Below are 14,763 nucleotides of genomic sequence, written 5' to 3'. Positions count from 1 at the left end.
CTGACCAGGCCCGCAACGGCGACGGGCCTGCGTTCGTACGGCGGCGGGAACCTCGGCGGTCGGGTCCTGGCGGCTCAGTCGCCGTGGTGGCGCAGGTGGGGTACACCATCAGCGTCTCGGACGGTAGCGGCGGCCAGCCGAGGCGCGGGCCCCGCCGTGCACGTATCCCGCCGCACCGACGGCGAAGATCGTGGCAGCGGTCAACCAGGATGTCGCCGTGGTGGAGGGCTGGATCGGCCAGGCCCAAGCCGCAACGACGGTGCCGGGCTGACGCGGAGCGGCGGCGTAGACGGCGCACACGTAGACGAAGGCGGGCAGCCACGCCAGCCGCGCGCCGAGCAGCACTGCGCCGCCAACGACCAATCCGATACAACCGAGAGCATTGCGCACCAGTGCATGGGCGCCAAATGTGTGGGACTCCCGTAGCCCGGCCAGGCTGAGCGCCATGGCGGTGACGAAAGCCGCGACGAGAAGGTGTCCGGCTCGCCAGGCGCGCCACGGCAGGGGTGTGCTGTGCTCGAGGTCCTCGTCGGCGCCGGCGAGGGTGGGCCCGAGCAGGAGTGCGGCCAGCAGCGGTGCGAGCGCGACCACGGGGACGCGGGCGGCGGGTCCGTCGAAGTAGGGCCTGCTGGCGAGCCAGGTTCCGGCGGCCCAGGCCAGGAGCGTGATGACGCCGACACCGACCACGAACATGGACGCGCCCCGGGAGCGCACGTGCAGCGTGAGCAGGCGGCCGGTCACTGCTGCTCGCCGAGGTGAATCAGCGCCGAGGTGTCGCATCGGTGGGCGGCGTCGAGGTAGGCGGCGAACCAGGAACGCTGCGCTGGCTCTGATAGTGCGCGGAGTCTGGTGAGGGGCATGTCGTCGGGGGTCGCTGCCTCGTTGAGCATCCAGTCGGTGGCCAGGGTGTCGGTGCGGTAGACCCGCTGGTCGATGCTGCGTGTCCCGAACGGGTCCTCACATCTGGCCCGGGTCACCTGCCGGAAGTCCGCCCGCAGGTTCTTCCGGCTGGCTAGGCCGCCCAGCGCGGTGGACTGGTAGTCGAGGTTGAGCCAGACCGTGCTGTCGTCCCGTTCGATGGACTGGCTGGCCGGCCTGGCGGCCTGGTCGGCGGCCCGCCGGGGCGCTCCGGGTATCCCGTCGAGACGGGTCAGGATCGGCTGCGCGACCTTGGTGACGTCGTCGAGCAGGAACGCGTTGATCCGGGACAGGCACACCTGTGGGCCGCTGCTCGTGCACACCAACGTCACGGCGGCCGGGTCGGCCGGGAGGCGGTGGGTGCCCGGTCCCGTCGTGATCGGCACGATGACGGCGACGGCGAGTCCCCCGGTCAGCAGGGCTGCTCGCCACTGCCGCGCGGCGGCGGCGAGGAGCAGGATCGTCAGGCCCACCAGCCAGGCTGCCTGCAACGCGGTGACCCGGTCGGGGACCAGTGAATACACCGCCCAGCCGCCGTAAACCGGTGAGAGCCACGCGGCGGTCGTGCCGTCCCAGTAGGTGACGATGGCTAGGCCCAGGTAGGTGGCGAGGCCGGCGATCGGAGCCGCCACCCGCAGCGGAACGAGCCGGCCCACGAGGACGCCGACCGCGGCGGCGGCGGCCAATGCGAGGACACCGACGGTCATCGTCCACCACCAGCCTCCGCCGGTGTACGTCGCGACCCGGGCGACCAGCACCCCGGCTCCGGCGAACGCGACCAGCAGTCCGGCGGCGCCGGCCACGGTCACGGCGAGCCAGGCCACCACCAGTGGTTGCCAGCCCGGGCGGGGGGTGGAGGCGATCAGCTCGTCGATGTCGCGCCGCCGTTCCCGGCCGGACTGCCACGCCCCGGCCGCGATCATGAGAGCGCATAGGATCAGCATCGACACCCGCAGGTAGTTGGCGAGGCCCGCCCACCGGCCGGCCCAGTCGTCCGGGTGCACGGCCAGCATCCACACTCCGGCGCCGAACATCGCGGCAGCGGCGAGGGGCGCCGTGCCGCGGCGTAGCTCCACCCTCAGCGCGCGCCTCACCGCGGTGCCGTCCGCGCGCCGCGCAGCACCGCCGTGTAGCCCCGTTCGATCGGGGAGTCGCCGCTGTCGCCGTCCCCACCGGCCGCGATCAGCTCGTCGGGCAGGCCGGTGAAGACCAGCCGCCCGCCGTCGACCAGGTTGACCCGGGTGCACGCCGCTACGACGTCTTCCACCAGGTGCGTGCTGACCAGGACCACGGCATCCAGGCCCAGCTCCCGCAGCAGAGCCCGGAACTGCACCCGCTGCTCCGGGTCCAGGCCGGCGGTCGGCTCGTCCAACAGCAGCAGCCGGGGGTCGTTCACGATGGCCTGGGCGATGCCGGCGCGGCGCAACATCCCGCCGGAGAGGTGCTTCATCCGATCGTCGGCGCGCTCCAGCAGGCCGACCCGCTCGATCGCCCGGTCCACCGCCAGCGCAATCCGCGCCGGCGGCATCTCCTTCAGCCAGGCGAAGTACTCGACGAACTCCCGAATGGTGAAGCGCGGGTAGAACCCGAACGTCTGAGGCAGGTAGCCCAACTGGCGGCGCGCCTGCCGCAACGCCGCGGGGTCGCCGATGTGGTGGTCCAGCAGCCGGATGTCACCCCGGTCGGGGCGCAGCACCGTGGCTAGGACCCGCATGAGGGTGGTCTTGCCGGCGCCGTTCGGGCCGAGTAGCCCGTGCACGCCCACCCCCAGCTCGAGGTCCAGGTCGTCGAAGACGACCCGCTTGCCGTAGCTGACCCGCAGGTCGTCGACGCTCACCGTCGTCATGCTGGCTGCCTTCCCACCCGTTCCCGACGCACGTACACCACCACCGCGGCCACCGCGGTGACGCCCAGCCATCCCGAACCGCTCGACACCAGGACCGCCACACCGCCGACCGGCGGCGCCAGCACCACCACCGCCCACGCCCCTGCCACCACGAGCGCGGCGTACGCGGGCTCGACCAACGAGCCGAGCGCCAACGTCAGCACGGTCAACGCGACACAGGGCGACAGCCACAGCCCCGGCGTACCGATGCCCGTCACCGCGCCGGCCAGGACCGCGACGGGCCCGGCGACCGCGAGGACCGCCAGCGTGCGCCACAGCACGATCCGCAGCCCGCCCTGCGGTGTCCCCGCGATCAGTTCGTGCAGTGGATCAGTGCGCGGCCCGTACGACAGGGCCGTACCGACAGCGGGCAGCGCCGGCGCGATCAGCAGGAGCAACCACGGCGGAACCACCGTCGGACTTACCGCCAACCCCGCGGTGAGCACCCCGGTGACGGCCACCGACAGCAACCACGCCGCACGCGCCGCGGGCCCCGCACCCACCAACACCCTGATTCGCCGCCACCCGGTCGCCTGCCGCACCCGCCCTTGCGTCGGCAACCGGCTGCCCAGCGATACCGCGACCGCCTCCACCACCAGAGCTGTGGACGCGTCCGATGCGATGCTCGTCCGGCAGTCCGCACAGCGGTCGAGGTGCGCCTCCACCGACCACGCGTCAACGTCAGCGAGGCCGCCTTCGGCGTACGCCGCCAGCACCCCGGCGTCGACGTGGAAACCGGTCACGACAGGGCCTCCCTCAACTCGCGGCGCGCCCGCATCGCCCGGGTCTTCACCGTGCCCTCCGGCACACCCAGCAACACCGCGGCCTCCCGCACCGTCAGGCCGTCCAGCACCGTCGCCTGCAACACCGCCCGCAACTCCGGAGCCAGCCGGTGCAGCGCCCGCTCCAACTCAGCGTCGTACGCGCCCGCCAAGACCTCGTCCTCCGCCGACGGAGACCACGCCAGCACGTCCTCACTCGGCGCCCCCACACTCTGCGGACGAACCAACGCACGCCGCCGCGCGTCGATCAACCGACCGGCGGCCACCGACCACAGCCAGGCCACCGCCGCACCGTCCCCGCGGTAGCTGGCCGCGGCCCGCCACACCGTCAGGAACGTTTCCTGCAACACCTCCCGGACCAATTCCGGATCCCGGCACCGGCGGCGCAGACGCAGCACCAACCACGGCGCGTTACGCGCATACAGCACGTCGAACGCCCTGCGGTCACCCTCACCGACGAGGCGCAACAACTCCTCGTCGTCCACGTCCATCACGCAAGGTTAGGACGCATCACTCGGCGAAACGGTTCTCTCCGCCGCGCCACGCGCATCGCGGACACCGATGACGGTCTCCGTTCTCTACGCTGCTCCCATGGTGGCGTGTCCCGAGCTGACCAGGCCGCTCCCCGCGTGGGGTCCGGTTACGGTCTCTCCGGGGTAACCCCGAGGACGCGACGTTCACCTCGGCACCACCTCGCCGGCGACGGCTGGCGCCGCGGCGATCTCGTCAACCAGGGTGCGCTCGCCCTCGGGGTCCGCCGGCGATGGCTGTGGCCGGTCGCCGACGCGGTCCTGGTCACCGACTTCGCCCAATACTTCATCGGACGAGTTACCTGGGTCGGTCATCACCACCCGGCACGCGCAGCCAAACTCGCCGCGCTGCTGGCCCACGCACTCGCGGCACCGTAAACTGACGCGGCGCGGCAACTTTGCCGGATCTTGGTGAGGACGCGTCGAACCGACCGAAGCACGGCCTGAGCAGGACTTACGCCTGTTCTGCTGATCTTTAGCAAGCGAGCACAGCAACGCGCGTGTGCGACCCGCCAACGTGAAAACAGAATAGGAACCCGCAGGTCATCAGCCTATGGGTACAGATAGAGCGTCGTCTTAGGAAACCGATGCTCTATCCCCTGAGCTACGGGGGCGCGAGTGGTCAGTGTAACGACCTGCGGGTCGACCCGCGTTGGCAGGGAGTGACCCGCGTTGGCCCGGTGAAACGCCCCTACCGACGAACACACGCGGATCACACCGGACGGGTCTGCGACCATGATCGTCAGCCCGGTAAACCTGGATTGGTACGGATTGACCCGAGATGACGTCTGCTGGAGACCACATGGCGACCACATCACCAAGATCAACCAGGGCCTACGGGCGGACCCTCGCCCCATGACTGGTTGGTGGCGACAGATAAGGGGTAGCGGCTAGCCGGCGTTGCGGGTGCGAGCCGCGATTCGGATCGTGGTGCCTGCGGGCCCGCTGGCGACGAAAAGGTAGTCGGCCAATTGCCCGACCATCCATAGGCCCATCCCTCCAATGCCGGACAGGGGCGGTCGCTCGACGCCCGGAACGTAGTGAGCGGTGTTGAAGCCCTGCCCCTGGTCGGCCACTTCGCACATGAGCTGATCGTCCAGGAGCAGGCGTACCGAACCTCCACCTCCCCCGTGTCGAATCGCGTTGATCAACAGTTCGTTGACTGCGGTCACCCAGTCCTCAATCTCGTCCTGGCCGAGGCCGCACCGGCGACTGACTACATCCACCTCGCTGCGAACGCGGGCGAGGTCCGTGAGGGCGAACGACGTCGAGAAAAGGGGCCTCCCTGCGGTCGGCGCATGCTGGTCGCGAGGTGGGACCCCCACTGCTTCCCCTCTCCGTCCGGACGCGGAGGCCAGCGGCATTGCGGTGGCGCGAACAGCGTGCGCTCTCCGAAACGGGCTCACGGACGATAAGGCATCAATCTGACAGGGGAAGGTACCCCACGTCGAAGACGCGACACTGTTGATCTCGATCCCGGCGCGCCATCGACGGCGTGCCGACGTCTACGCTGCCTGAGTGGCCGGTGCCGAGGTGGTGACGAATGAGGAGCGACTGCGTCGTATCGAGGCGATCACCGATGCCGCCCTGTCGGGCTTGGCCACCGCCGAGCTACTCGACGAGTTACTCGAACGGGTCCGAGACCTGCTCAAGGTCGATACCGCCACCATCCTGCTACTCGAAGGTCACACCGGCGAACTCGTCGCGACGGCGGCCAAGGGATTGGAGGAGGAGGTGCGCCGGGGCTTCCGCGTCCGGGTCGGACGCGGCTTCGCCGGCCGGGTGGCGGCCACACGGGCGCCGGTCACGATCTATGACGTCACGCCTGACGACGTGGTCAATCCCATCCTGCTCACCACGGGTGTACGTGCCCTGCTGGGCGTGCCCATGCTTGCCAACGGCGACCTCGTCGGCGTACTGCACGTCGGCTCCTTGACCCTGCGACGGTTCGGTCCCGACGATGTGCGGCTGCTTCAACTCGTCGCCGATCGCGCCAGCTCCGCAGGCCAGGCCCGAGCGCAGATCCTCGACCGGCAGGCAGCGCTCGCCCTGCAACGCAGCCTGCTACCCGCCCGACTACCCGACATTCCCGGCCTGGACCTGGCCGCCCGGTACGTACCCGGCCACGACCTCGGCATCGGCGGCGACTGGTACGACGTGTTCATGTTGCCCTCGGGCTGGCTGGGTGCCGTCATCGGCGACGTCTCCGGCCACGGCCTGCCATCGGCCGTCGTCATGGGACGCATCCGCAGCGCGCTGCGCGCCTACGCACTCGATTCCGACGACCCCGCCAAGGCGCTGACCTCCCTCGACCGCAAGATCTACCACTTCGAGGCCGGCACCCTCACCACCGCCGTCTACGCCCTCATCGCACCAGACCGCGCGACAGTCCACCTCTCCTGCGCAGGTCATCTGCCACCGCTGCTGGCTGTCCCCGGCCAACCCACCCAGCTCGTCACCCTGGCGGTGGACCGGCCACTCGGTGTGGGCCGACCGATGACCAATCGCCGCACCACAGTTGTCGACCTGCCGCCGGGCGCAACGCTCGTCTTCTACACCGACGGACTCATCGAACGCCGCAACGAACTGATCGACACCGGCATCGAGCGCCTCGCCGCCGCCGTGCGATCCGAGCCGGCCGAGGCATTGTGCGACCACATCATGGCCACCACCGCCGAGGACCAGCCCAACGACGACATCGCCCTGCTGGTCATCGGCCGCCAATCACCAGCGGACGATCGTTGACCTTCCGTACCCTGCCCGGCCGGCAACTTCACGGCCTCGGCACCGGCCTCGTGCTGTTCACCCGCCGCCGGCAGCCCGTCGGTCGAACCGACTGACCGATAGTCCCCGCCAGGCCGCGCGATCGGACCCGGGCCGGGACGTACGCAGACGACCTCCTCCTCGAAACCCCTGGCTGTCGCCTGCTGCAGCAGCTGGATGCGTAGTGTCAGCTTCATGAGTGAGTCGGGTGAAGGCCCTGCGACCACGGACTAGCGCCAGAGAACGTCGACGCGGCGCGGCGCCCCCCTAGTCGATGTCACCAGCGTCCTGGACCCCGACGGCACCACCCGGGCCTACTCCGTGCACAGCGAGCGACTGCTCCTAAGCCGCAGTCCTGTGGTCCGAGGTCAGCGGTCGCCGTCGGTGATCGTGCTGAGGCTGGGCGGGCGGCGGTGCGGGTCATGACCGTCATCAGCACGGCCGCGACCGCCACGTGCAGGGCGCCGAGGATGACCCGGGTCGCGACGTCCATGCCGGAGGCCGAGATCGGCGCGAAGGACGCCAGGAGGACCCCGAGCGCGGTGATCGTCCACACGAGCCGCGCGGACCGGGGCAGTACCCGCTCCAGGAATGCGAGCAGCGCCCAACCAGCCAGGGCGGCGGCCAGCGCGACGATCACGACCGGAGCAAGACCGATTTCCAGTCTTTCCCGCCCGGGTGGCCCACCGGCGACGGTGAGCCGGTGCCCCAGCAGCGGGACGGCGACCATCCAGAGGGCGGCGGCCACGCCAACGGCCCCGACCACACCCCAGATTCGGCGGCTGCGGTTCATGTGGCAGCCGACGAAGGATCGATCACGCCGTGCAGGAACACGTCGACCAGCGTCTCGACCGGAGTCTCCGCGGCCCCTCCTCGCCGGCCCACAAGAATGCCGAGGAAGATGACGGCAAGCTGTTCGACCGGCAGTCGCAGCGCGGCCCGGTCGGGTTCCAGCAGTCGAACCAGCGCCTGGTGAGTGCGCTCGCCCGCCGCTGCCCGACCGCCGGTCGCGCTGCTGTCGGCCGACCCGCGCCGCTCACTTCGGCGGCCACCGGAGTGCAGCGCCGCGATCACCGCGCCCATCCGATCCAGGTAGGCATGCAGGGTCGCCGCCGCCTCGGTCAGCCTGGCAGCCAGGGGTTGATCCAACGGCACCGCGTCGAGTTCGGCGAGAACATGGTCGTTACGCAGGGCAGCCGACAGACAAGCGGCCAACAGCTCGTCCTTGTCGGCGAAGGCCCGAAATACCGTCGCCTCACCGATCCCGGCCGCTTTGGCGATCTGCAGGGTGGTCACCGCGGAACCGTGCTCGACCAGCAGAGGCAGCGCCGCAGCCACAATCATCTCGCGTCGATCTTCCGCACTCATCCCCGGCGCTCTGCGCCGGCTGGGCGTCTCAGTCATGCTCATCAAACTACGGAGTGAGGACTCACTCCGTCAATGAGATTGCAGGAGATCGAACCCGAGCAACTGTTACCGGCACCTCGCCAGCCGGATCGCCCCGCTCCGACCGACCCGAGCGTCCCCGCGGAGCATGGCGAACGCACGGCTGGCGACGGCGTGTTTCATTGACGTAAACCGATGGTGAACTTACTATCGTCGAATCGATTCGAGCCTGCGGACCGGTGGCCTGTAGGCAGACCCGACCAGGCTGCGGCGGCTCCGGGGCACGACACTTCAGCCACCTTGTCGAGAGGGGCTTCCGATGACAGACCTGCCCGTGAGTCGTAGGCGCCTGCTCGTCACCACCGCGCTGACCGCCGGCTCGGCGGCCCTGATCCCGACCGTCGACGCCGGACGGGCCGCCGCCGTTGCGCCTCAGGTCACGTTGCCCGAGCGCGGGATCTACGACGCGACCCCTGCGACAACCTGGACGGACGGGTTCCTCACCGGCAACGGCGAGTACGGCGCCGTCCTGTACGGAACGCCGACCCTCGAGAAGGTGATCTTCAATCACCACCGCTTCGTGCTGCCCAACGGCAGCCGGGGCGTAACCCCGCCAGTAATCTCCGGGCGGCTGGCCGGCGTACGAGACAAGGCGCTGGCCGGAAATTACGCCGGAGCCAACACGGACTTCGCGGCCGGCTGGAGCCTGCGCTGGACCCAGACCTACCACCCCGGCTTCGAGTTGCAGATCAGCACGCCCGGCATGACCACCGCCAACGGGTACGTCCGCAGCACCGACTTCCGGACCGGGGAGGTCACCTCCACCTGGACCGACAGCAACGGCACCTGGACTCGTCGCGCCTTCGCCTCCCGAGCCGACAACGTCGTCGTACACGAACTGACCCCGGCATCCGGCCGATCGATCGACGCGACGCTGGGCGTCAACACCTCCCTCGCGGGCGTCCCCGGCTCGGTCCGTTTCACCACCCTGGCCAGCGTCAGCGACGGTTCCGGCTACCTGAACCTGCGCGGCACCTACCCGTCCGGGCAGGGCGCGTTCGGCTTCGAGGGCGTCACCCGGGTCGTCGCCACCGGTGGCACGGTAGCCGCGAACGGGTCGACAATCGTCGTCACCGCGGCAACCAGGCTCGTCCTGCTGACCAAACTCGACAGGTACGAGTCACCCACGGCCTGGGACAGCAAGCCGTTGCACGCGGCGCTGGCCGCCGTGCGCGCCGACTACGCCGAGCTGCGGACCCGGCACGTCGCCCTGCACTCGGCGATGTTCGACCGCTCCCGCCTGGACCTGAACGTCTCAGCCGCCGACCGGCAGCTGTCGACCACCGCGCTGATCGCCCGACAGAACGCCAATCGCAACACCATCGATCTGGCCCTGCTGGAGCGCCTCTACGACAGCGGCCGTTATCTGTTCATCAGCTCCAGCGGCGTACTGCCGCCGCGCTTGACCGGAATCTGGGCCGGCACCTGGAACGGCGCCTGGGCCGACGATTTCACCACCGATGCCAACATCAACCTCCAGGTCGCCGGCGGCAACATTCTCGACCTCACCGATGCCATGCAGGGCTACTTCAACCTGATCCTCGGCCAGCTCGCGCACTGGCGCACGAACGCTCGCAACCTGTACGGCGCCCGCGGCTTCCTGGCCCCGTCGCGAACCGACGGTGAGTACGGGTACATGCTGCACTTCGACCCCGGCTTCCCCGGCCAGTGCTGGACCGGTGGCGCGGACTGGTTGCTCTATCCGCTGCTGGAGTATTACCAGGTCACCGGAGACCGGACATTTCTGGCTGAGAAGTTGGGCCCCGCGCTGATGGAGTTGGCCCTGTTCTACGAGGACTTCCTGACCCGCACCGATTCGGCCGGCCGCGTGGTGTTCGTCCCGTCGTTCTCGATGGAGAACTCGCCGGCCAGCACGAATGTCCTGCTGGCGATCAACGCCACCGGCGACATCCAGGCCGGCAGACACGCCCTGCGGGCGGCCGTCGAGGCTGCCAACGCACTCGGTGTCGAACAGGGCGCCGGCCAAGGTGTCGCACGCTGGACGGCCCTGCTGGCGAAGCTCCCGCCCTACACGGTCAACGGCAGCGGCGCCCTCGCCGAATGGTCCTGGCCGGGCCTCACGGATCGCTACAACCATCGGCACGTCCATCACCTCTACGGCGCGTGGCCCCTGCACGAGATCAACCCCGAGGAGGCGCCCGGGCTGGTCGCCGCCGCGCTCAGGGCCCTGGCGCTGCGCGGTGACGAGAACACCTCGGCGCACGGCAGCCTGCATCGAGCCCTCGCCTCGGCTCGACTGAAGGACGCCGCCGGCGTCTACAGCAACCTCCGGAAGATCACCGGCAACAACATGATCTTCCGGTCGCTGATGACAGCACACAACCCGAACCTGGAGACCTACAACGCCGATGCGGCCAACACGCTGCCGGCCGTACTCAGCGAAGCGCTTGTGTACACCAGGCCCGGCGTCATCGAGCTGCTGCCCGCCGTGCCCAGCCAGCTCGCCAGGGGCACCATCACCGGGGTCCGCGGACGCAACCAGGTCCGCATCCACAGCCTCTCCTGGGATCTGCCTGGCCGCTCGGTAACCGTGGCACTCACCTCGACGATCACCCAGGCGATTACCCTGATCAGCCGGCGCGGGATGGCATCCATCACCACGCCCGCGACTGTCACCTCCTCGCCGCTCGGCCCGAATGCCCGGGTGATCTCGTTGACGGCCGGGCAACAGATACAGGTCGTCGTGGGTCTACCAGCTGCCGCCGGCGGCGTCGTTCGACTGGTCAACCGGCGCAGCGCAAAGGTGCTGGACGTCAACGGCGGCTCCACCACGGACGGGGCAGGCGTCATCCAGTGGCCGTGGACTGGCGCAACCAACCAGCAGTGGCGGCTGCTGCCCAACAGTGATGGCTCATTCCGACTGTCCGGTGTCAAGAGCGGCAAAGTCCTGGACAGTCCAGGCGGCTCGGGCCAGGGCGCGGCACTCGTTCAATGGGCCGACAACGGCGGACGTAACCAGTGGTGGAATCTCGTCCCGGCGACGACCAGCGGATACTACCGATTCGTCAACGTGAGCAATGGTCTGTGTGTCGGGGTCGAAGGCGCCTCCACCGCGGACGGCGCCAGAGCGGTCCAGCAACCGGTCAGCGGCGAGATCAGCCAGGAATGGCAGATCCTCGATGTCTGATACGAGAGGTCAGAGGCGCTGATCGCCGCGGTGTGGGGCCGGGGAGACGTGGTTGTCACGGGAGTGAGCCGCTCAGTGCGCAGCCCCGCCCAGAGGGCACATCCGACCTTTAGGGGAGTCCCCCGTTGGTCGGTCGCCTCTTACGCGCCGATCCGCAGGGCAATGACGCGAACACCGAGGTGACGCGCCGTACCTGGAAACTGTTGCCGGGCGAGTGAAGTGGCGCCTGTGGTCACGGGTAGCGCATTGACCAACTTTTATCTCCGTTGTTAACATGTTACGTCTGATGAATGTAGGACGCCGTAACACCCTCGACGGGCTCAGGCGACGTCCTCGTCAACGTGCCGCTTCTCCCGCCGTTCGATCGTCACCGACCGGGGCGGCTGGGGCCGCCGCTGCGTCGCTCGGCTGGATGAAGGAGACAAGATGTCTGAAGTGACACGGAGGAAACTTCTCGGAGCCGGGGCGGCCGGGGCTGGTGTCATGCTGCTGCCGGCGGGTTGGACCGCAGCCGCGCGGGCCGGGTCGACTGCACCCCCGCAGGTGCTGGCAGCCAACGACATGGCGTTGTGGTACGACGAGTCGGCGGGTACGGATTGGTTACGGGCTCTGCCGATCGGTAACGGACGGTTGGGCGCGATGGTGTTCGGAAACGTCGACACCGAACGGCTGCAGCTCAACGAGGACACCGTGTGGGCCGGCGGCCCGTATGACTCGGCCAACACCCGTGGTGCGGCCAACCTGGCGGAAATTCGACGGCGGGTCTTCGCCGATCAGTGGACGCAGGCGCAGGATCTGATCAACCAGACCATGCTGGGCAGTCCGGTCGGGCAGTTGGCGTACCAGCCGGTCGGCGACCTGCGGCTGGCATTTGGCAGTGCCAGCGGGGCGTCGCAGTACCAGCGGACCCTCGATCTGACCACGGCCACCACTACCACCAGCTATGTGCTCAACGGGGTGCGGTTTCAGCGTGAGGTGTTCGCCAGCGCACCGGACCAGGTGATCGTTATGCGGTTGACCGCTGACCGGGCAAACGCGATCACGTTCACCGCCACGTTCAGCAGCCCGCAACGGACGACCGTGTCCAGTCCGGACGCCGCCACGATCGGCCTCGATGGTGTTTCCGGCAGCATGGAGGGCATCACCGGTCAGGTCCGGTTCCTTGCTCTGGCCAATGCCTCCGTGAGCGGCGGCACGGTCAGCAGCTCCGGCGGCACGCTGCGGGTCTCCGGCGCGACAAGCGTCACCCTGTTGGTGTCGATCGGTTCCAGTTACGTCAACTACCGGACCGTCAACGGCGACTACCAGGGCATCGCGCGGCGGCACCTCGACGCGGCCCGTGCCGTCGGCTTCGACCAGTTGCGCAGCCGCCACGTGGCCGACTATCAGGCGCTGTTCAACCGGGTGTCGATCGATCTGGGACGCACGACGGCGGCCGACCAGACCACCGACGTGCGGATCGCGCAGCACGCGAGCGTCAACGATCCGCAGTTCTCCGCGCTGCTGTTCCAGTACGGTCGCTACCTGCTGATCTCCTCCTCACGGCCGGGCAGCCAGCCGGCGAACCTGCAGGGGATCTGGAATGACCAGATGGCCCCCTCCTGGGATTCGAAGTTCACCATCAACGCGAACCTGCCGATGAACTACTGGCCGGCCGACACCACCAACCTGGCCGAGTGCTACCTGCCGGTCTTCGACATGATCAAAGATCTGACGGTTACCGGCGCCCGCACTGCTCAGGTGCAGTACGGCGCAGGGGGTTGGGTCACCCACCACAACACCGACGCGTGGCGCGGCTCGTCGGTGGTCGACGAAGCCCTGTGGGGAATGTGGCAGACCGGCGGCGCCTGGCTGGCGACGATGATCTGGGACCACTACCAGTTCACCGGAGACGTCGAGTTCCTGCGCGCCAACTACCCGGCCATGAAAGGCGCTGCCCAGTTCTTCCTCGACACGCTGGTCAGCCACCCGACGCTCGGCTACCTCGTCACCAATCCGTCGAACTCGCCCGAGCTGCGTCATCACACGAACGCCAGCGTGTGCGCGGGGCCGACGATGGACAACCAGATCCTGCGTGACCTGTTCAACGGCGTCGCACGGGCCGCCGAAGTCCTCAACGTGGACGCCTCCTACCGCGCCCAGGTACTGACTGCCCGGGACCGGCTACCGCCGACGCGGGTCGGGTCCCGCGGCAACGTCCAGGAATGGCTCGCCGACTGGGTGGAGACCGAGCGGACTCACCGGCACGTCTCCCACCTGTACGGGCTGCACCCCAGCAACCAGATCACCAAACGCGGCACACCACAACTGCACCAGGCCGCACGACAGACCCTGGAACTGCGCGGCGACGACGGCACCGGCTGGTCACTCGCCTGGAAGATCAACTATTGGGCACGACTGGAAGACGCCACACGCGCCCACAAGCTCCTCGGCGACCTGGTACGCACCGACCGGCTCGCACCGAACATGTTCGACCTGCACCCGCCCTTCCAGATCGACGGCAACTTCGGCGCCACCTCCGGCATCGCCGAGATGCTGCTGCAAAGCCACGCCGGCGAACTACACCTCCTGCCCGCACTACCATCCGCCTGGCCGACCGGGCAGGTCACCGGGCTCCGCGGCCGCGGCGGATACACCGTCGGCGCCGCTTGGAGCAGCAGCCAGATCGAGCTCGTCGTCACTCCCGACCGCGCCGGACCCATCCGCGTTCGCAACCGGATCTTCGCCGGCACCTTCGAACTGCGCGACGAGACGAGCGGCAGCGCCGTCCAGCCGACGAGGATCGAGACCGACCTCGTGGAGTTCACCGGCCAGGCCGGCCACACCTACCGCGCGTCCGGGGTCAACTCGGGCCCGGTCGAGACTGGTGCGTACTACCGTCTCGTGGCCCAGCACAGCGGCAAGGCCGCCGACATCAACGGTGCGTCCACCGCCGCCGGCGGATTGCTGATCCAGTGGGCGAGCAGCAGCGGACAGAACCAGCAGTTCGAGTTTGTGCCGGCCGACGGTGGCTACTTCCGAATCAGGGCGCGGCACAGCGGCCTGTTCCTGCAGGCCGCCAGCAACAGCACTGGCGCCGACATCACCCAGCAACCCGGCACGTCCAACGCGGCCAGCCAGCAATGGCGGGTCGACGACCAGGGCGGCGGGGTGGTCAGACTCATCAACAGGCAAAGCAGTCTGGCAATGGACGTCTGGCAGGCTTCGACCGCCGACGGTGCCCGTATCTCCCAGTGGACACCCGGCACCGGCGCCAACCAGCGATTCAAACTCCAACGAATCTAGGGGCTT

Annotated in this window: 11 protein-coding genes and 1 pseudogene; 3 read left to right on the top strand and 9 right to left on the bottom strand. The window is 68.9% G+C overall.

The features are described from left to right. Window positions 1-108: 108 nt before the first annotated feature. The 7 genes from AB0K10_RS18920 to AB0K10_RS18890 form a co-directional block, all read right to left on the bottom strand. Window positions 109-741 carry a hypothetical protein gene (locus tag AB0K10_RS18920; RefSeq protein ID WP_363685059.1) on the bottom strand — a complete coding sequence of 211 codons (633 nt, stop codon included), beginning with the start codon at window positions 739-741 and terminating at the stop codon, window positions 109-111. Next, window positions 738-2,012 carry a hypothetical protein gene (locus AB0K10_RS18915; protein WP_363685058.1) on the bottom strand — a complete coding sequence of 425 codons (1,275 nt, stop codon included), beginning with the start codon at window positions 2,010-2,012 and terminating at the stop codon, window positions 738-740. Before AB0K10_RS18915 ends, AB0K10_RS18920 begins: the two co-directional genes overlap by 4 nt. Then, complete coding sequence (locus AB0K10_RS18910) at window positions 2,009-2,764, bottom strand: ABC transporter ATP-binding protein (protein ID WP_363685056.1); 756 nt, start codon at window positions 2,762-2,764, stop codon at window positions 2,009-2,011. Before AB0K10_RS18910 ends, AB0K10_RS18915 begins: the two co-directional genes overlap by 4 nt. After that, complete coding sequence (locus AB0K10_RS18905; protein WP_363685054.1) at window positions 2,761-3,546, bottom strand: zf-HC2 domain-containing protein; 786 nt, start codon at window positions 3,544-3,546, stop codon at window positions 2,761-2,763. Before AB0K10_RS18905 ends, AB0K10_RS18910 begins: the two co-directional genes overlap by 4 nt. Beyond that, the gene (locus AB0K10_RS18900) at window positions 3,543-4,079 is read right to left on the bottom strand and encodes a sigma-70 family RNA polymerase sigma factor (protein ID WP_363685052.1); all 537 of its coding nucleotides are present in this window, start codon (window positions 4,077-4,079) and stop codon (window positions 3,543-3,545) included. The genes AB0K10_RS18905 and AB0K10_RS18900 overlap by 4 nt, the downstream gene beginning before the upstream one ends. A gap of 183 nt (window positions 4,080-4,262) precedes the next feature. Then, window positions 4,263-4,475, bottom strand: coding sequence for a hypothetical protein (locus AB0K10_RS18895; protein WP_363685050.1), 213 nt, complete (start codon window positions 4,473-4,475; stop codon window positions 4,263-4,265). 530 nt (window positions 4,476-5,005) lie between these two features. After that, entirely contained in the window at window positions 5,006-5,479 is a 474-nt protein-coding gene (locus AB0K10_RS18890; RefSeq protein ID WP_363685048.1) for an ATP-binding protein, read from the bottom strand. Between the two features lie 154 nt (window positions 5,480-5,633). On the opposite strand from AB0K10_RS18890, the gene AB0K10_RS18885 reads away from it, so the two are divergent. After that, window positions 5,634-6,860: a GAF domain-containing SpoIIE family protein phosphatase gene (locus AB0K10_RS18885; protein WP_363685046.1), complete on the top strand. Its 1,227-nt coding sequence runs from the start codon at window positions 5,634-5,636 to the stop codon at window positions 6,858-6,860. 433 nt (window positions 6,861-7,293) lie between these two features. On the opposite strand, the pseudogene AB0K10_RS18880 reads toward AB0K10_RS18885, so the two are convergent. After that, a pseudogene (locus AB0K10_RS18880) lies at window positions 7,294-7,671 on the bottom strand (DUF6069 family protein); the annotation flags it as partial. Beyond that, the gene (locus tag AB0K10_RS18875; RefSeq protein ID WP_363685044.1) at window positions 7,668-8,282 is read right to left on the bottom strand and encodes a helix-turn-helix domain-containing protein; all 615 of its coding nucleotides are present in this window, start codon (window positions 8,280-8,282) and stop codon (window positions 7,668-7,670) included. The gene AB0K10_RS18875 and the pseudogene AB0K10_RS18880, both read right to left, overlap by 4 nt. 301 nt (window positions 8,283-8,583) lie before the next feature. Between AB0K10_RS18875 and AB0K10_RS18870 the strand changes: the two genes are divergently transcribed. Continuing rightward, window positions 8,584-11,472, top strand: coding sequence for a glycoside hydrolase N-terminal domain-containing protein (locus AB0K10_RS18870; protein WP_363685042.1), 2,889 nt, complete (start codon window positions 8,584-8,586; stop codon window positions 11,470-11,472). 426 nt (window positions 11,473-11,898) lie between these two features. Continuing rightward, window positions 11,899-14,757, top strand: coding sequence for a glycoside hydrolase N-terminal domain-containing protein (locus AB0K10_RS18865; protein ID WP_363685040.1), 2,859 nt, complete (start codon window positions 11,899-11,901; stop codon window positions 14,755-14,757). Window positions 14,758-14,763 lie beyond the last annotated feature (6 nt).

Origin of the sequence: Micromonospora sp. NPDC049274 (genome assembly GCF_040678875.1) — a bacterium.
Lineage (GTDB): Bacteria > Actinomycetota > Actinomycetes > Mycobacteriales > Micromonosporaceae > Micromonospora.
Note: the sequence above shows the minus strand (reverse complement) of the source record. Positions and strands in the feature narration are given on the sequence as shown.